The organism is Fischerella major NIES-592 (genome assembly GCF_001904645.1).
GTDB classification, from domain to species: Bacteria; Cyanobacteriota; Cyanobacteriia; order Cyanobacteriales; family Nostocaceae; genus Fischerella; species Fischerella thermalis.
The window spans coordinates 90,322-108,305 of sequence record NZ_MRCA01000003.1; the positions used below are offsets into that span (position 1 = coordinate 90,322).

Here is a 17,984-nt window from a genome sequence, read left to right on the forward strand (position 1 = left end):
GTTGCAATTAAAGCTGGGGATAGTTTGTTAGTACCTCCTAATGGTACTCACGTGATTGAGAATACGGGTTCGGGACGTTTATATACGTTGACTGTTATGGTTCCCAATGAAGATTTTGCCGAACTCATTCGCAGTGGTACGCCTGTGGAATTTGACGCGGAAGATATGGCTGTACTTGGTAGGTTTGATGCTTTTATTTCAAATTGAAGATATTATTATCGGTGTGTATCGGTGTGCATCTGTGTTCGATTTTTCCACGAGATTGTAACTAGGTTGTGTAGGTGAGTGATGAACGAACACCGATGAACACGGATGAACACGGATGAAAACCATCCGTGTTTGGATTTATCGCACAATCCGTTTAATTTCGACTTTGGGATTACCGAAATTTATCAGTAAACAGACTTTTAGTCGAGAGGCTTTTAAGTAACTCATACATTGAGCAAAGTTACCATCATCCAAGTTTTTCACCGCTTTGAGTTCTACTAGTACGCACTCTTCTACTATTAAGTCAACAAAATACTCTCCAACTACAATACTGTCATATAGTATTTGTAAATTGTATTGTTGTTTTACTCGTAACCCTGCCTTCCGTAATTCATGAAACAAAGCATTTTCATACACCTTTTCTAAAAAGCCGACGCCCAAAACGTTACTTACTGTGTAGGCACAGCCGATAATTTTCTGCGTAATTTTATCTATTTCATCTGGATGCATCTGTATTCATTTATAGTTAAGTTCATAATCCCTCCATCATACCCATGCTCAAAGTCCTTCCTAAACAAACCGCATCCATGTACACTCGCGATGGAATTCGTCTGGATGCAGATATTTATCGCCCTGATGCTGAAGGAAAATTTCCGGTATTATTGATGCGCCAACCTTATGGTAGAGCGATCGCATCTACTGTTGCCTATGCCCATCCACGTTGGTACGCTGCCCAAGGTTACATTGTGGTAATTCAAGATGTCCGGGGACGCGGTACATCAGCTGGTGAATTTAAATTGTTTGCCCATGAAATTGCTGACGGTGAAGATGCGGTAAATTGGGCTGCAAGTTTACCCGGTAGTAATGGGGCTGTGGGGATGTATGGTTTTTCCTACCAAGGAATGACTCAGCTATATGCTGCTGCTGCTAAACCAGCAGCCCTGAAAGCGATTTGTCCGGCAATGATTGGTTATGATTTATACACAGACTGGGCTTATGAAGGTGGAGCATTCTGTTTGCACACTAATCTGGCTTGGGCAATACAATTAGCGACGGAAACTGCCCGTTTGCGAGGAGATAAACAAGCTTATCAAGCTTTATTAGCAGCATCTCGGAATTTACCTCTATACGATCCCATTCCCACACGTCCTGAAGTTCTCCAAAATCTTGCCCCAGATTCTTTTTATCACGAGTGGGTAGAACACTCCCAACCCGATGCTTACTGGGAAAATCTTTCGCCCAAAACGCATTTGCAAAATATTGATTTGCCCATGTTTCATATCGGGGGATGGTTTGATACATATTTGCGTGGTACCCTGAATTTATATAAAGAGATGGCATCTCGGAGTCAGTACCGCCAACAGCTTTTAGTGGGGCCGTGGGCGCATTTGCCTTGGGGTCGCAAAGTTGGTGAAGTGGACTTTGGTGTTAATGCTATTAGCCCTGTAGATCGAATGCAAATATGTTGGTTTGACCAGTTCCTCAAAGGTATAGACACTGGTTTAACCCATCAGTTACCTGTGTGGCTCTTTGAGATGGGCAGCAATACTTGGCAAGGATTTCTCAGCTTTCCTGAATTTGAACACAAACCCTACTTTTTGTCAAGTTACGGAATAGCTGGTATTCGCGAGGACGAAGGCATTCTCACCACGGCTTGCCCAGAAAATGGCGTAGATGATGTCTTAGTTCATGACCCCTGGCGACCTGTTCCTAGTTTGGGTGGTCATGCGGGCATACCTGCGGGTGTTTTTGAGCGATCGCACATTGATTGTCGTTCTGATGTTTTAACTTACACCAGTGAACCACTTGATTTCGACTTGCATTTAGCAGGCGATGTAGTCGTAGCTGTTTCTTGTAGCGCTGACAAACCCAGCTTTGATTTATCTGTGGTGCTATCGGAAATTTATCCTGATGGAAAAGTGTATAACTTGACACAAGGTTATCTACGTTGTCAAGATGGTATGAATCATACTACTAGAAAAATTCAATTACAAACCACTTGTGCGCGCATCGTTAGAGGTAATGCCTTGCGATTAAGTATAAGTGCGTCTTGTTTTCCAGCCTATGCAATTAACCCTGGTAATAATTCAAGTATGGGTATGGAAGCAGAAATTATTACATTAACAATCAGTTGTGGAGGTGCTTCCCTTTCCCAAATTTTACTCCCTGTAATTGCAGGATCTTGAAAACTAGGTAGGAGGCAGAAGGCAGGAAGGGTAATAATTTTCATGTTTGGTTATGTACCAACGTTCATGAATGGCTTCCAACACAATCGTTTGACCTTCGATGTAGTTCATCGCCAATTTGCTGTTCTGGTTCTTCACCAAAAAGTTTAGCGATCGCTGCTCCCAATGCCCCCCGGGTGGGTTATATTCCATAACCACTTTGACTTCAGTACCCCGATCACTAGGTGCTTTCGTGAAGCGGACAAAACTAGAGTTATCTACATCTGACCCTTCTGGGGAAGCCCAAGAAATAAATTCGTTTTCCCGATCTTCTAGGATATACGCATCCCATTCCACACTTTGACCCCAAGGTGCATTAGCAATCCAGTGCGACTTTTTTTCGTCATACACCTCCACATTTTTAAGATGCTTCCTGTGATGATAGCCACTTTGCCTTCTAAACGTCTATCCATTCGCATCCTTCCTTTGGGTTATTTAATTATTAATTCCGTTGATAATTGGTGATTAGTAATTGATTTTTTTCTATTATTCATTACCAATTACCCCTTTTAATTCTTCTGCAATTTGGTTGAGATACATCTGTCTTCAGTAAGGTTAAATAATCAATAATGCTTTGATAACTTTACTGTTGGTATCTTAATTTATGGCAAATCGGAGTTATCATGACATATACCCAAACTAACGATCCAACTATTCGTGAATATGTACAATCCTTTCAAAATTTACCTGTAGATGAACAGCTTGCTTTATTTTGGTTTATTTACACAGAAATGGGTGATTCTATAACCCCTGCTGCACCAGAAGCTAGTACTGTTTCTCCCAATATTGCTGAAGGTTTATTCAATCAAGTCAAGGAATTATCTCACGAAGAACAGCTACAATTACAGCGGGATTTAATCAATAACGCAGATAATAGATATACCCGCGAATACGGTTCCATGAGCGATACTACTAAATTACTATTTTGGTATCGTTTAGCCCAAGGAATGGAAAATGCTACCATCGTTCCTATGCCTCCTAACTATCAGCTTTCTTCTCAAGCAGACGAACTCTTCAATAAAATTAAAGAGTTGGATTTTGGTCAACAAATAACTCTTTTCCGTGATTACGTTTCTCCTATGGGTGCTGAACCAAAAACAGGTGCTGAAGTTTAAAAATTATTCAATAGGTATGACTTAAAGTTATACCGATAATTTTGAAGTTTGCAAAATCCTATCTCCCCCAGCCCTCTAGCTTACTAAGAAGGCTAGGGGAACGCTATTATTTATTAATATTTATAAATATAATTTTATTGGCATTTTATATTTTGCTCTGACCATAGACAGATGTAATACATCTATTGACGGTTAAATTATCTATCTTTTGATAGTGATTTATTTACTAACAAATTTAGCTATTAATGTAAAGTAGACAACCATATATTTTTTGATAAAAGTATACAGTCAGGTATTTATGTTGAGACAAGACACAGTTGCAAGAAGCAATACGATCAAAAGAAAGCATCTTGTTTTTAGTTTGATTACTGGTTTAATTATCGGTACATTGTTGGGTACGCCTATCGGCTGGTTAGCTCATCGTTTTTATGAGCAGCAACGTTTGGCGAAGGTTTTATTGTGTCGAGAAGAAAACAGAAATCAACCAGCAGTATTTGTTGACTCTATCTGTGGTCGAGCATATTAGAGTTTTCTGCGTTGCACAGATGATAGTAAGATGATGTGAAGAAAATTTTTGAGATTGCTTTGGGAATTATTACTAGTAAAATGAATTTGTAAAAATATCATCCAAAAAATTCCCGGATCAGAACATGGCAAATTATGATGTTGATTTGGAACTATTGCTGGGCAAACCAGTAGTAGATCCAACAGATACACCTGTAGGCGTAATTGAAGAAATACGTGCTGAAAAGCAAGGTGACGAATGGGTTATGCAAGCATATCTCATCGATTGCATAACAATGCTAGAACGATTATCGATTTGGACTAGCAGCTTGGAAATTTTACATCTAATGGGAGTGCATGAAATTCATGGCGGCTACATTATACCTTGGGAGAAATTAGATTTAACCTACCCAGAAAAACCACGCTTGCTTTGTACTCTTAATGAATTACAGAAATATTAAATGAGCTAAAAAGGAGAAAATATAAAAGTTGGATATTGCCAAAATATTATGACCTTAATTCTGACTAATGACGATGGGATTGACGCTCCAGGTATTAAAGCACTTCGTGAAGCTGTAAACAGACTTGGTATGAATGGCAAATATCCAGCATCCAGTACTCACTTACCCGTGATTATAGCCGCTCCTAGAGATCATCTCTCCGGCTGTGGGCATCAAGTAACCACAACTCAACCGATACACGTTCACCATCGCTCAGATCATGAGTATGCTATTGCAGGCACTCCTGCTGATTGCGTGAGAATTGCCATAACACATATCTGCGAGCATGTCAACTTTGTCATATCTGGCATCAATGCTGGTGGTAATTTAGGAGTAGATGCCTATATTTCTGGTACTGTTGCTGCCGTAAGGGAAGCAGCGATGCATGGTATTCCGGGAGTTGCGATATCTCACTATCGCAAAGGTAAACTTAATGTTGATTGGCATGTAGCTGCACGCTGGACAGCGAATGTTTTAGCTGACTTACTCAACCGTCCTTGGGAAGCGGGAACTTTTTGGAATGTAAATTTACCCCATCTCTTGCTAGGAGAACCCGATCCAGAAGTAGTATTTTGCCAACCTTGTACTAAACCATTGCCCATTAACTACCGCATAGAAGGTGATAAATTCTATTATGCTGGCGTATATCAACAGCGCGATCGCACTCCTGGCAGTGATGTTGATGTTTGCTTTTCAGGTAAAATCGCAGTCACTCAGTTAAAAGTATAAATTTAGTGACTAGTGATCATTATTGAGGGAGACTGAGGAGAATTAATTTATAAAGTAAATCTAAAGTAGGGGAGCCAGTGCGGTGGACGGGTTTCCCGGTACAAAGCATCTGGCGTTGTGTCACGGCTTTAGCCTGACGCACTATGTTATGTTGCGGTAAGTTAGGCGCTTTGATAAAGTTTTTGTTACCAATCATCTCGAAATACGCGCCTAACACGCCCAACCGTAATTTTATTTTTACTTTATAAATATCTCTAAAGCTTGATGGTTAACAAATTTATCTATCTTCACGGCTTTGCTTCTAGTCCTAATTCTGCCAAAGCTCGGTATATACGCGATCGCTTTGCGGAACTTAATATCAAGGTGAATATTCCTGATTTAAATTTTGGTGATTTTTCCCACTTGACAATTACTCGCCAAATTAATCAAGTCGCGTCAATCATTTCAGCAGATGGTAAAGGGGATACAGAACAATCTCCACCTCAATCTACGCCAGTAACCCTCATTGGTTCCAGTCTCGGCGGTTTAACAGCTGCTCACCTAGCACAGCAATATCCCCAGGTGCAACAGCTGATTTTGTTAGCACCAGCCTTTGGCTTTTTATCCCACTGGTTAGCCCAGCTAGGAGATGCACAAGTACAACTTTGGCAAAAAGAAAAGTATTTAATGGTTTATCATTATGGCGAAGGGCGATCGCTACCTTTAAGTTATGATTTCCTAACAGATGCGGCTCAATATCAAGAAGAAATATTACAGCGCCCAATTTCTACCCTCATCCTACATGGAAAAAATGATGAGGTTATTCCGATCCAAGCCAGTCGTGCTTTTGCTAAATCACGTCCTTGGGTAGAGCTAGTGGAATTAGAGAGTGATCACGCCTTAAGTAATGTCCTAAGACAAATCTGGCAAGCAATCTACCAGTTTTGCCAGCTAAATAAAAGTTAAATTAAGTTTAATAAACTAGTCTACTATCTATATTACTGCCTAAACGGCGTACTATTGAAACTGTTTGTGGTAAAACACCTACTAATAGTGCAAATGCTTCATCTGGCAAATGTTCTACCATCTCAAGCGGAAAGTACTGCTCAAATTGATCCAGAATCTTTTGAACTCGCTGAGTAGGTACAGGGTTTTCTGTAATCTGTTTGATTAGCCTAATCCATTGTCGCCTAATTAAATAAGCTTTCTGCCGCTCTTCATTGGTTTCAGGAGTTAATAAAGATAAATTTCCTATTGGTAATACTCCTTGACAATCACAATCATAATCGCCGCCTACCGCTGCTCCTGGACCAGCAAACTCTGTATGGTAGCGTTTAAAGAGTATCAACCCATTTCGTCTTCGACTGTTAACAATGAAAACCTTTCTACTTAGCAAATTTGTTAGGATATCCGAGCCATAGGATTGCTCAGTTCCATCTGACATGACAATATAGTCAAGAAAACTTGTGTCTGGGTAATAAGTAGATACCATAGCAGTCTGATAGCGTTGATTTTTTTCGCTATCCATCTTCTTTCAAAACGAGGATGAATTCGGGACTAGTTTGTGTCTAAATATAGATATATTGCTATTAAATCAAAGTTTTGATTTTTTATTAACAAGATTGCTTCTGTGAATGTAACTTATGATGAAACTTAATAGAGACTGTGCTGTATATTGATTATCCATATTCTATGAGATTTAACATTGATTTGTCTGCTGTATAATGGTATTTTTTTTAAATTTTCTATAAAGATGAAGATTTTTAATGCAAATTTATTGTGAGGTCTTGACAGATGACTTTCAGTGTTTTTACTGAATATATCTAAAATCACGAAATATTTTATATCGCACTCATAAATCATTATTCATTATCTATATATTATTTTTTGACCAAAAAAATTTGAACAATATATACTAAAAAACATATATTTTTGTTTGTACAAATTCACAATTGAATTTTAACAAGACTCTATCATGATTTTTCAAATCTAATATAAAAGTATTAGTTTTTTATTTATAATAGATTTTATCAAAAATTACCTTGGCTGGCATCTTCTGAATTTCACGAGAAAAGATATACATTTATTTAACTAATGTAATAAAAATTTATCAAAACCATCAAATTACAAAGTGATTAGAAAATAAGCACACATGGCTAAGAGCAACTGAATACTCAGCCAACCAAAGTTTTCCATGATTTAGCAAGGAATTAATTGCTATTCTCAAATCGAGGATTAGTAGAAGACAAAAGATACAGTAAACAGGCAAAAAGACTTTTCTAGGCTATTCCTAGTTATAAGTAAAAGAAAGTTGACATTTCCCGTCCACCCATCACTTAAAAATTAGCTAGTTGAATTGGGCATAAGATGCTTATGCAATAATATCTGTCGTGAGTTTCTAAAAAATAATATATTCCAATTAGATTCCACTTTATGCACACGATATCCGAACTTGAGATAGAGTTGCCGTGCCTGATGGTTGTTTTCTAGGACATGAAGATATAAATCTTCAAATCCCCATTCTCTAACAAATTTTTCACTAGCTTGAAGTAATTGAGAGGCTGCACCCTGTCTACGGCACTTTGACGAAACAGCCAAATTAGACAGGTAAGGAAAAACTTTGCCAACCTCTGTCCAAGAATCACTGAACCGCACACCTACCTCCAAAGTACCAACTAAGTTATTAGGTGTATTGGCTGCGGTGTCAACGACAACTAAACAGACGTGGTGGGATGTAGATGATACTAGTCGGTGTCTTAAATCTTCATAAATACCCAAGCGTAGTAAAGGGAAAGCCCATGCCCAGATACCATTTTGGGAGTGAAAGCTTTCAGCAATAATTTGGGCAACGCTAGTCAAATCAGCAGGTGTCGCTGTACGGACTTGGAACCGACAGGAAGCTTGTTCAGCAGATGCTGCTGTGACTGGTGGTTGATGGGATTGTTGGAAAAACCAGGGTGTCAAGGCTAGTTATGTGGTGAATTAATAGAACAAAAATCCTTTCAAATATCGTAAAACACCATTCAATACTATGTGAAAAACTTAAAAAAAGCTGGTGTGAGGCATAGGGGATAGAGGATAGGTGAATGGGGATTGGGGATTTGGCATGAATCAGTGACCAGTTTAATTTGATAACTGATAACTGATTAGTTGTCCTTCTTGTCCCCCTTGTCTCCATAGTCCCCCTTCCCTTGTCCCTATTATCTATATCTCTTACCACTTGTCTAGTTGATAATCCTAATGGCTAAATTGTAAATAGCTATTTGTCTAATAGTATACTTTGCTCTTTAATCTTAGTTGTTGTGGGATTGCTGACTTGAAAATGACTGTTATAAATAAAATTTACCCAAAAGTGTTAGTGTCGATGCTACGGCGGGAAAAATTAATATGCAGCTTCAGTTGGATTGTTCAACCAGTCTTGATTGCTGTATATGCTATAAAACAGTTCTCGTTGGAGGTGAGCAGAGATTTGGCTACAAAACAAAAATTCTGTCAAACTAATACTGAGCATCAAATTAATTGGGGTGCACCAAAGCAAACAGTAATCGGCATAATTTATTGAGACAGATGACTGTGAGCAAACCCTCTTCCAATCAGCACTCATGTGGGCAAACGGCTTAGGTCGTCAAAATGCTCTGCTCTTACCTGAGTCAGTTTCATCCTTATCTGATCAGATTATTGTTTATCCGACTGCCTTTGCAGCAGGAAAGCGGTGCATGAAATCCCAAGCAAACAATAAGCCTAAAATTTTAGTTGTCGACGACGAACCTGACAACTTAGACTTGCTTTACCGCACTTTTTATCGCGACTACAAGGTGTTGAGGGCAGGTTCTGGTCCAGCTGCGTTGGAGCTGCTGGCGCAAGAGGGAGATGTGTCAGTAATCATCTCCGACCAGCGAATGCCAATGATGAGTGGTACTGAATTTTTAAGCCTAACAGCAACTCAGTATCCAGATATCATCAGGATAATTTTGACTGGCTACACCGATGTCGAAGACCTAGTAGAAGCCATTAACTCTGGTAAGGTATTCAAATATGTCACCAAACCGTGGGAAGCAGAGGAACTTAAAGCAGTAGTACGCCAAGCCTTGGATACCCACAATGTCCTCAAGGCCCGTACTCGCGAATTAACTCGTACACTCCGCCAAGAATCGCTGCTGAACACCGTTACCAATACTATTCGCAGCGCTTTAGACTATCGACAGATTCTGCAAACGATTGTGGATACGGTAGGGCATATGCTGGAGGTGGATGTTTGCCTCTTGCGTCCTTTCCAAGAGAATCAATTGGTTGATGAAGGGTTTATTTATCAGAAGCTACCAGAGAAAGACACGGAGACATTAGGACACGGGGACGCGGAGAATGGGAATCAAAGTTTCTCCGTGTCTTCTGACACTCCATTACCCCTGTTGTCTCAAACAGTTTGGGAAACCCGGGAAGTACAAGTAATTCATGATGTAGCCAGTGACGAACGCATTCAAGGGGATGCTGTTGAGTTGCGATCGCGTGCTGCTGCTTTCACTGATGCCAATATTTGCTCTAGTCTAATTGTGCCGCTGATTTGTCGGCAGGAACTAATGGCGGTGCTGGCGTTGCACCAGTGTTATGCACCTCGGATCTGGAGTGAGGACGAAGTGCAGCTGGTGATGATGGTAGCAGATCAAGCCGCTCTGGCTTTGTCTCAAGCCTATGCTTACGAGCAAGTACGCGCTCTTGCTCAAAGGGAAGCTCTGATTAATACAATTACTAGTGCGATTCGCTCTAGTTTAGATCCACAAGATATTTTTGCTGCTATTACCCAAAAATTAGGACAAGCTTTACAAGTGGATGGCTGTGTGCTGTCTTTGTGGACAGAAGATGATGAATATGTTCGCTGCGTAGGTTTGTATGACAGTTCTGAAGATGTAAATACTCATAATCCCAAAAATATTGAGGATGTCAAAACTCATAATTTACCTCAGTCGCAAGCACCGATCAAAGGAAATCCGATTCTGCAAGAAATGTTACGGACACAAGAACCGGTGATTGTCCCAGATATGGGCCAGTGTCCGCCAGAAACCAGGGGATTTGACCTACATTTGCGAGTACCAGCGCGATCGCTAATGGTAGTTCCCCTCTTAGCTGATGGTAAAAGTATTGGTAGTATTACTTTAAAACAAAGTAAAAAATCACGTCAGTGGTTGCCTTCAGAAATTGAGTTAGCAAAAGCAGTTGCAGCACAAGCAGCGATCGCAGTACAGCAATCTCACTTGTACCAAAAAACTCGCGAACAAGCCGAACGCTTACTGGAATTAGACAAACAAAAAACCGAGTTTTTCCAAAATATTTCCCACGAATTTCGTACTCCCATTACCCTCATTCAAGGGCCACTAGAAACAGCAGTATCTGAAAAAGAGGGTTTATCTTACGAACAAAGCGCGATCGCCTTACGTAACTCCCGTCGTTTGTTAAGGCTTGTCAACCAATTACTGGATCTGCAACGCTTAGATGCAGGTCGGATGCAACCAAGTTTTCGTCCCTGTGATTTAGTCGAATTTGTCAGTCAAATTGTTGAGTCGTTTCGTCCCTACTGCGAAAAAAAAGGACTGCGCCTGACCACCGACATGGCTGAATGCCCAAAAGTATACTTAGACATGGAAAAATTTGACAAGGTGGTTTACAATCTCCTGTCTAATGCCATGAAGTTTACTCCTGAAGGTGGTACAATCACTGTTGCCATCCAGTATCAAGATGATCATTGCATTTTGACAGTAGAAGATACTGGTATTGGTATTGTTCCAGAACAAATCCCCCTCCTATTTGAACGCTTCCGCCAAGCTGAAGGCTCTGAAAGCCGTTCCTATGAAGGCACTGGTTTAGGTTTGGCTTTAGTAAAAGAATTAGTAGAACTCCACGGTGGCAAGGTAACTGTAAAATCAGTTTATGGTCAAGGTACTACCTTTAGCGTCTGGTTAATTCCTGGCAATGCTCATTTACCCCCAGATCAAGTGTCGGAAGTGACTGTAGAAGTCAATCTTAGCCGTGCTGCTGTGGAATTGGCAGATTTAGAATTGCTCGAAGAAAGGGCTGGGGATTCAGAACTAGAAACCAGGGAAGAAGATTTTAGTAATAGCCCCGAGCCTCTAGCCACTAGCCCCTATATCCTAGTTGTAGACGATAACCCGGATTTAAGAGCTTACGTATCTGGTATTCTTCGCGACCACGGCTATCACGTACGGACAACTCATAATGGTTTAGAAGGATTCCGACTGGCCAAGGAAACTTCACCTAGCTTAATTGTTAGTGATTTAATGATGCCTGTAGTGTCGGGGCTAGAGATGATTCGGATGATCCGCAACGAAGAGCAATTAAAAGGAATACCAATCATCCTGCTGACAGCAAAAATTGATGAAGAAACTCGCATCGAAGGTACAGAACTGGGTGCAGATGCTTATTTAGCTAAACCATTTAATGATCGCGAACTTTTGGCAGAGGTGAGGAATCTGTTAGCCTTGAAGGCTACTGAACGTAAAGTAGTAGAATTAAATACTTATCTCACCGAATCAGTACTCAAACGCTTTTTACCACCAGCTTTAGTACAAAAAGCCGCAGCTGGAGACTTAGTTCTGGATTTGCGACCAGAACCGCGCTTAATTACAGTTTTATTTAGTGATATTGTTGGTTTTACCCAATTAGCAAATACCCTTAGATCACGTCGAGTCGCTGAGTTGCTCAATGAATATTTAGAAGTGATGACAAAAGCGGTATTTGATAATGGCGGTACTGTAGATAAATTTATGGGTGATGCTATTTTAGCTTTGTTTGGAGCGCCAGAAGAGTTAACACCTAACGAACAGGTGCGGCGTGCTGTGAATACAGCCAGGGCGATGCTGCGATCGCTAGAAAAGTTAAACGAACATTGGCGAGAGCATGGTGTTTTTGATACGACGGAACGTCAAAGTGTACAGTTTCGCTGTGGTATCCACCAAGGTACAGCTGTTGTAGGTATGTTTGGTAGCTCTGAACGCGCCGACTATACAGCCATTGGCCCGAGTGTAAACATTGCTGCAAGATTGCAGCAAGCAGCTGCTCCCGGTACTATCTTAGTTTCGGCGGCGGTTGCAGATTACTTACAAGAGGAAGAAATTATTAAACGTAGTCCGCTAGAACTAAAAGGAGTAGACGAAACAGTTCTTACCTTCGCTCTGACGCCAGAGTTAATGGCTAATCGCTAAAATGGTCAATGGTTAGTGATTAGTTGTTGTACCAGACGTGCCATGGCACGTCTGTTTGGTGGTTAGTGGTTAACGGAACCAACAAACAACAACCAACAATCAACAACCAAACCAACCATTAGCAAAATTATGACAAAATCGGTTACTGAGCAAAAAGCAACTTCATCTCCAATATATCGCCGGCATAGCGATCCTCCTGGTTTGTGGATTGCTGTATTTACGGGTTCAGTAGCCATACATTTGCTTGCATTTTGGATGTTGCGCTTATACTCATATCAGTTGAGCCTGAGACAACAGCAAAACTCGAGTAACAATATACCTATTGAAATCATAGAAATTTCCCCAACAGAATCTGCAAAAGCTCAATCACAAGCCAAAGTCAAACCAGTTTCACCACAGTCATCATCTTTGCTCACTAATGAGGATGCGATCGCTTTGATTGATCAAAAAACAGCGATCGCCTCTAAGCCTAATTCTTCTCCACGCCAGCAACCCTCTCCAAAACCAACTGTTGCTCAGCAACAAACCGCAACAGCAAAACCTCAACCAACTACACAACCCGAATCTACACCCACGTCAGAGTCACCAGCAAATCAACAGCCTGATACTATACCTCCAACACCGCCTCCTGATAATACAGACACATCCACCTCAGAATCGGAAAATCCCATACCAGATGAGCAAAATCAGGCTTTATTACCAAATACAAACCCTACAACTCCTCCAAAAGACAGTTTTCCCTCCACAAATGAGCAACTAGAGTCCCAACTCCCAGAACAACCAAATGCCAATATTTCCCTGGGAAAATCAACGCCGCTACCAACAATAGATCCATCGCTGCAACCACCACCCCAATTACCAACAGACGAAACTCAAACTAGTGGTGGGCTGGTAGCAACCTGGGATGCTTTTTCTAGAGATGAAATGATTGATTTGATCCAAAAAGGGGTGGTGATACAAGATGTACCGCCAGATATTGTGGCTCAACCTTTGGGAGACAATACAAAAGAATTGCCCGTAAGTTTTATCAGCAGCGAACCGGATTTGGATAATGTAGATTTGGTTGCTTCCTTGGCAATTGATGAAAAAGGTAAGTTGATTGCTCGTGATGCCAATGGCAACCCAGGAGTTGAGATTATAGATATGACTCCCGAAGAACTAGCAACCAAAAAAACTAAATATCAGCAACTTCTGATTGATGTTTTTCAGAATGTGTCATTTAGTCCTGGTAGAAACCAAGATGTTAGCCAGCCGCTCCAAAGCAACTTATTTGTGCGTGTGAAAATAGAGCGCCGTTAGTTCTTGATTTGTAGCTAAGATTATGTTATATTATTGAAGTTGAAAATTTTTCGCGGGCATAGTTTAGTGGTAAAACCATAGCCTTCCAAGCTATTGATGCGGGTTCGATTCCCGCTGCCCGCTTTTAAGAGACGTAGCAATGCTACGTCTCTACAAAATGTAGATAAACACAATTCATGACCAAATTCAGCAACGCCGATTTTTGATGAAATCGTAGCATTTTTCGACGCAGTCCCGACGAAAAAATTTCACCACCAAGCATGAAAAACCTCACAAGAGGTGCCACTCTGGTGAACACGCGCAGAGGTAGGATAGAGGTTTTCCAGATCTTATGAAAAGTCAGGCTAGCCGTTCAAAGTCCTGTCAATCATCCCCAGCGTGGTCAGATGATAAAATTCATAAAAGTCTAACCTGTACAGACAAATGTGTAGCATTTATGTATTATTTTAGACTGAAATGCAAGAACAAAACACCTAATTAACCTACTATTTGTGTAGCAACTGTGTAGCATTATGCTTATAAAGCCTGAAAATATTGATAGAAAAGAGAACTTAGCATTTTTATTAGAAGTTGGTACAGAAGAATTACCTGCAAGCTTTTTGAGTAGTGCTGTTGCACAGTGGAAATCGCTGATTCCTCAAAGTCTCCAAGAACATAACTTAAAGAGTGAATCTGTAGAAATTTATGGTACTCCCCGGCGTTTAGCAGTACTAATCAAAGGTTTACCATCCCAGCAAGCCGACAGAGAAGAAGAAATAAAAGGCCCACCCGCACAAACTGCTTTCAAAGACGGAAAACCTACCCCAGCAGCACAAGGTTTTGCCAAAAAGCAAGGTGTAGAACTCGATGCTTTGGAAATTCGCAACACTGACAAAGGGGATTTTGTTTTTGTACGCAAGCTGATTCCTGGTCGTCGGATAGCAGAGATTTTAACAGAACTTGTTCCCCAGTGGATTTTTGCCTTAGAAGGTAAGCGGTTGATGCGCTGGGGTGATGGGGATTTGCGGTTTTCTCGTCCCATTCGTTGGTTGGTAAGTTTGTTAGATAATGCTGTTTTGCCCATAGAATTGGTGAATGGTTCCGAGACGATTAAAAGCGATCGCATTTCTCAAGGTCATCGGGTTTTACATCCCCAACCAGTTACAATTCCCCAAGCTACCGATTATGTAAGTGTACTGCGTTTAGCTTCGGTTGTTGTAAATATTGAGGAACGGACAAATATTATTGTTGAAGAAGTTCAAAACTCTGTTAACAAGTTAAATGGTTCTGTAGAAATTTACCCAGATTTATTAGAGGAAGTCACAAACCTCGTCGAATGGCCTTCTGCGGTAATTGGTGAATTTGAAAGCGAATTTTTGGATTTGCCTACAGAAGTTATTACTACTGTAATGGTGCATCACCAGCGTTATTTTCCTGTATTTAAAGATAGCAAACAACAAGAATTGCTGCCGTATTTTATCACCATTTCCAATGGCGATCCAGCAAAATCAAATATAGTTGCCGTTGGTAATGCCAGAGTGATTCGCGCTCGTTTAGCTGATGGGAAATTTTTCTATGATGCTGATTTAAAAAATCCTTTAGATAGTTTTTTACCAGAGCTAGCAAAAGTTACTTTTCAAGAAGATTTGGGTTCACTGTTAGATAAAGTCGGACGCATCTCTAAAATTGCTGCACAGATTGCTGAACAATTGCAATTAAGCCCAGAACAAAGTCATCATATCCACCGTGCCGCTTTATTATGCAAAGCTGATTTAGTTAGTCAAATGGTCTATGAATTCCCAGAGTTACAGGGAATTATGGGACAAAAATATGCCCTAGCAAGTGGAGAAGAAGAAGCTGTAGCAACAGCAATTTTTGAGCATTATTTGCCTCGTGGTGCAGATGATATTTTGCCACAAACAATTACAGGTCAAGTTGTGGGTCTGGCAGACAGATTAGATACTTTAGTCAGTATCTTTGGTTTAGGGATGATTCCCACAGGTTCTTCTGATCCCTTTGCCTTGCGACGGGCAGCCAATGCTGTTGTTAATATCACATGGACAGCAGATTTAGCAATTAATTTACAGCAGTTGTTGGAGCAAATCGCCACAGATTTTGTTGCACAACATAACAAACATAAAGAAGAATTAGTTGCGTCTTTGCAAGAATTTTTCTTACAACGCATTCGCACTTTATTGCAGGAAGAAAAACAAATAGATTATGACTTGGTGAATGCTGTCTTGGGTGAAAATGACCCTGAATATACCCAAAGAGCATTACAAGATTTATTGGATATACGCGATCGCGCCTTATTCCTGCAAAAAATCCGCACAGATGGGACTTTAGATAAGATCTACGAAACCGTTAACCGTTCTACCCGTTTGGCAGCCCAAGGTGATTTAGATACCAAACAACTTGATCCTACATCTATAGTGCAGCCAGAACTATTCCAAAAGTCCTGCGAAACGGCATTCTATTATGCCTTACTAGAATTAGTTCCCCAAACTCAAGCTGCACAAAAGTCACGCAACTATCAACAGTTAGTAGCAGCACTCGAAAAGATTGCTCCTACCGTGAGTAATTTTTTTGATGGGCCAGAAAGTGTGTTGGTTATAGATCCAGATCCCAATATTAAGCGCAATCGGTTAAATTTGCTGGGTTTGCTGCGTAATCACGCGCGAGTGCTAGCAGATTTTGGCGCAGTTGTAAAAAATTTGTAGCCAAAGTCTATAAAAATATTGTGTAAATTGTGCCAAGAAACGTTAGGATAAGGTGTGCTTAACCAGGGATTTCTGCTACAGTCTATGCCCAAAGCCCATGTAATTGGATTAGGAAAGTCCGGTGTTGCGGCGGCGAGATTGTTGAAGCGGCAAGGTTGGGAGGTGGTGCTAAGCGATCGCAACACCTCTTCCAACCTCCGCACACAACAACAAGAACTCGCAGCCGAACAAATCACTGTTGAATTGGGTTATACCCTGGACTTGACTGGTTCAGATTTACCCCAGCTAATAGTTGTTAGCCCCGGCGTTCCTTGGGATATTCCCCTACTAGTCCAAGCGCGAGATTTGGGCATAGAAACCATCGGCGAGATGGAACTAGCATGGCGCTACTTACAGTCTATACCTTGGGTGGCGATTACTGGCACGAACGGTAAAACCACCACTACCTCTTTAATTGCCAGCATTTTTCAAACAGCAGGGTTAAATGCTCCGGCTTGCGGTAATATTGGCTACGCTGCCTGTGAGGTTGCCCTCTCGCAAGCAGCAGGGAGAGAAGAAAGCCCAATCCAAAATTCCCTTGACTGGGTAATTGCAGAGATTAGTAGTTATCAAATCGAATCATCTGCCACCTTAAAACCACGTATTGGTGTATGGACAACTTTTACACCCGATCACCTCAGTCGTCATAAAACATTAGAGAATTATTACAACATCAAAGCTTGTCTGTTGCGTCAGAGTGAAATCCAAATCTTTAATGGTGATGATGCATACTTGCGGAAAGTTGGTTTGAGTGATTGGCCTGACGCCTACTGGACAAGTGTGCAGGGTAAAGATTTTCTAATTGGTGAAAAAGGTTTTTACATTCAAGATGGCTGGGTTTTCCAGACGCACTATGACGGTTCTGCACAAGATGAACCGATTGTCGAAGTATCTGCATTGCGGATGGTGGGAGAACACAATCAGCAAAACCTACTGATGGCAGTAGCGGCGGCGCGGTTGGCAGGAATTGATCAAGATGCGATCGCTCGAGCCATTAGTGAGTTCCCTGGTGTACCCCATCGCTTAGAACACATTTGTACTTGGGAAGGTATTGATTTTATCAACGACAGTAAAGCTACCAATTATGACGCAGCCGAGGTTGGGTTAGCATCGGTGCAAAGTCCAGTTATCTTAATTGCTGGTGGCGAAGCTAAAGCTGGTGATGATACTGCTTGGATGGCAAAAATTAAAGCCAAAGCTGCCGCAGTTTTACTGATTGGTGATGCTGCCAAAGTCTTTGCTCAACGCTTGCAAGAAGTAGGCTACACCAATTACGAAATTGTGGAAACGATGGACAAGGCTGTTTCCAGATCAGCAGAATTAGCTAAGCAATATCAAGCAGCTGTAGTGTTGCTGTCGCCCGCATGTGCTAGTTTTGACCAGTACCCCAACTTTGAAGTACGAGGTGAGCATTTTCGGCAGTTGTGCTTGGAGTGGGTGGAAAATAGGTAATATGTATGTCCGTTTGAACAGT

14 protein-coding genes, 1 tRNA gene and 2 pseudogenes are annotated in these 17,984 nt (G+C 41.0%); 12 read left to right on the forward strand and 5 right to left on the reverse strand.

Features of this window, described 5'->3' with window-relative positions; all coding sequences use genetic code 11:
• Window positions 1–207 (forward strand): annotated as a pseudogene (locus NIES592_RS07650) (cupin domain-containing protein); the annotation flags it as partial.
• Between the two features lie 138 nt (window positions 208–345).
• On the opposite strand, the gene NIES592_RS07655 reads toward NIES592_RS07650, so the two are convergent.
• Window positions 346–717 (reverse strand): GxxExxY protein, encoded by a 372-nt coding sequence (locus tag NIES592_RS07655; protein ID WP_062246024.1) that lies wholly within the window; start codon window positions 715–717, stop codon window positions 346–348.
• Window positions 718–794: 77 nt separating this feature from the next.
• On the opposite strand from NIES592_RS07655, the gene NIES592_RS07660 reads away from it, so the two are divergent.
• A complete protein-coding gene (locus NIES592_RS07660) occupies window positions 795–2,393 on the forward strand; it encodes a CocE/NonD family hydrolase (protein WP_062246022.1) in 1,599 nt (532 codons plus the stop codon).
• Window positions 2,394–2,457: 64 nt separating this feature from the next.
• Here NIES592_RS07660 and NIES592_RS07665 read toward each other — a convergent pair.
• A pseudogene (locus NIES592_RS07665) lies at window positions 2,458–2,804 on the reverse strand (SRPBCC family protein); the annotation flags it as partial.
• Window positions 2,805–3,055: 251 nt separating this feature from the next.
• On the opposite strand from NIES592_RS07665, the gene NIES592_RS07670 reads away from it, so the two are divergent.
• From NIES592_RS07670 to surE, 4 genes are all read left to right on the forward strand, one after another.
• The gene (locus NIES592_RS07670) at window positions 3,056–3,547 is read left to right on the forward strand and encodes an orange carotenoid protein N-terminal domain-containing protein (RefSeq protein ID WP_073555367.1); all 492 of its coding nucleotides are present in this window, start codon (window positions 3,056–3,058) and stop codon (window positions 3,545–3,547) included.
• Window positions 3,548–3,845: 298 nt separating this feature from the next.
• Complete coding sequence (locus NIES592_RS07675) at window positions 3,846–4,073, forward strand: hypothetical protein (RefSeq protein ID WP_062246018.1); 228 nt, start codon at window positions 3,846–3,848, stop codon at window positions 4,071–4,073.
• A gap of 124 nt (window positions 4,074–4,197) precedes the next feature.
• Window positions 4,198–4,512: a hypothetical protein gene (locus NIES592_RS07680; RefSeq protein ID WP_062246015.1), complete on the forward strand. Its 315-nt coding sequence runs from the start codon at window positions 4,198–4,200 to the stop codon at window positions 4,510–4,512.
• Window positions 4,513–4,560: 48 nt separating this feature from the next.
• On the forward strand, window positions 4,561–5,280 hold the full coding sequence (surE, locus tag NIES592_RS07685) for a 5'/3'-nucleotidase SurE (protein WP_009456349.1): 720 nt from the start codon (window positions 4,561–4,563) through the stop codon (window positions 5,278–5,280).
• 19 nt (window positions 5,281–5,299) lie between these two features.
• Here the strand turns inward: surE and NIES592_RS24995 are convergent, their stop codons facing one another.
• Window positions 5,300–5,476 (reverse strand): hypothetical protein, encoded by a 177-nt coding sequence (locus NIES592_RS24995; RefSeq protein WP_178379499.1) that lies wholly within the window; start codon window positions 5,474–5,476, stop codon window positions 5,300–5,302.
• A 68-nt stretch (window positions 5,477–5,544) separates the two neighbouring features.
• Between NIES592_RS24995 and NIES592_RS07690 the strand changes: the two genes are divergently transcribed.
• Window positions 5,545–6,225 (forward strand): YqiA/YcfP family alpha/beta fold hydrolase, encoded by a 681-nt coding sequence (locus tag NIES592_RS07690; protein WP_009456351.1) that lies wholly within the window; start codon window positions 5,545–5,547, stop codon window positions 6,223–6,225.
• A 7-nt stretch (window positions 6,226–6,232) separates the two neighbouring features.
• On the opposite strand, the gene NIES592_RS07695 is transcribed toward NIES592_RS07690, so the two are convergent.
• Both NIES592_RS07695 and NIES592_RS07700 read right to left on the reverse strand, forming a co-directional pair.
• Window positions 6,233–6,787 carry a hypothetical protein gene (locus NIES592_RS07695; RefSeq protein WP_009456352.1) on the reverse strand — a complete coding sequence of 185 codons (555 nt, stop codon included), beginning with the start codon at window positions 6,785–6,787 and terminating at the stop codon, window positions 6,233–6,235.
• An 815-nt stretch (window positions 6,788–7,602) separates the two neighbouring features.
• Complete coding sequence (locus tag NIES592_RS07700) at window positions 7,603–8,223, reverse strand: GNAT family N-acetyltransferase (protein ID WP_009456353.1); 621 nt, start codon at window positions 8,221–8,223, stop codon at window positions 7,603–7,605.
• Window positions 8,224–8,975: 752 nt separating this feature from the next.
• Between NIES592_RS07700 and NIES592_RS07710 the strand changes: the two genes are divergently transcribed.
• The 5 genes from NIES592_RS07710 (at window position 8,976) to murD (ending at window position 17,962) form a co-directional block, all read left to right on the forward strand.
• Window positions 8,976–12,473, forward strand: coding sequence for a response regulator (locus NIES592_RS07710; protein WP_073555578.1), 3,498 nt, complete (start codon window positions 8,976–8,978; stop codon window positions 12,471–12,473).
• 129 nt (window positions 12,474–12,602) lie between these two features.
• Window positions 12,603–13,772, forward strand: coding sequence for a hypothetical protein (locus tag NIES592_RS07715; protein ID WP_073555368.1), 1,170 nt, complete (start codon window positions 12,603–12,605; stop codon window positions 13,770–13,772).
• 52 nt (window positions 13,773–13,824) lie between these two features.
• Window positions 13,825–13,895: transfer RNA gene (locus tag NIES592_RS07720), tRNA-Gly, on the forward strand.
• Window positions 13,896–14,284: 389 nt separating this feature from the next.
• The gene (gene glyS, locus NIES592_RS07725; protein ID WP_073555369.1) at window positions 14,285–16,471 is read left to right on the forward strand and encodes a glycine--tRNA ligase subunit beta; all 2,187 of its coding nucleotides are present in this window, start codon (window positions 14,285–14,287) and stop codon (window positions 16,469–16,471) included.
• A gap of 84 nt (window positions 16,472–16,555) precedes the next feature.
• Window positions 16,556–17,962, forward strand: a complete 1,407-nt coding sequence (gene murD / locus NIES592_RS07730) for a UDP-N-acetylmuramoyl-L-alanine--D-glutamate ligase (protein ID WP_073555370.1) — start codon at window positions 16,556–16,558, stop codon at window positions 17,960–17,962.
• The last annotated feature ends 22 nt before the right edge of the window (window positions 17,963–17,984 follow it).

Coding starts and splice junctions, on each gene's coding strand:
- NIES592_RS07675 (WP_062246018.1), top strand. CDS start 3,846: ATGTTGAGACAAGACACAGTTGCAAGAAGCAATACGATCAAAAGAAAG.
- glyS (WP_073555369.1), top strand. CDS start 14,285: ATGCTTATAAAGCCTGAAAATATTGATAGAAAAGAGAACTTAGCATTT.
- NIES592_RS07695 (WP_009456352.1), bottom strand. CDS start 6,787: ATGGATAGCGAAAAAAATCAACGCTATCAGACTGCTATGGTATCTACT.
- NIES592_RS24995 (WP_178379499.1), bottom strand. CDS start 5,476: ATGATTGGTAACAAAAACTTTATCAAAGCGCCTAACTTACCGCAACAT.
- NIES592_RS07660 (WP_062246022.1), top strand. CDS start 795: ATGTACACTCGCGATGGAATTCGTCTGGATGCAGATATTTATCGCCCT.
- NIES592_RS07710 (WP_073555578.1), top strand. CDS start 8,976: ATGAAATCCCAAGCAAACAATAAGCCTAAAATTTTAGTTGTCGACGAC.
- NIES592_RS07690 (WP_009456351.1), top strand. CDS start 5,545: ATGGTTAACAAATTTATCTATCTTCACGGCTTTGCTTCTAGTCCTAAT.
- NIES592_RS07680 (WP_062246015.1), top strand. CDS start 4,198: ATGGCAAATTATGATGTTGATTTGGAACTATTGCTGGGCAAACCAGTA.
- murD (WP_073555370.1), top strand. CDS start 16,556: ATGCCCAAAGCCCATGTAATTGGATTAGGAAAGTCCGGTGTTGCGGCG.
- surE (WP_009456349.1), top strand. CDS start 4,561: ATGACCTTAATTCTGACTAATGACGATGGGATTGACGCTCCAGGTATT.
- NIES592_RS07670 (WP_073555367.1), top strand. CDS start 3,056: ATGACATATACCCAAACTAACGATCCAACTATTCGTGAATATGTACAA.
- NIES592_RS07715 (WP_073555368.1), top strand. CDS start 12,603: ATGACAAAATCGGTTACTGAGCAAAAAGCAACTTCATCTCCAATATAT.
- NIES592_RS07655 (WP_062246024.1), bottom strand. CDS start 717: ATGCATCCAGATGAAATAGATAAAATTACGCAGAAAATTATCGGCTGT.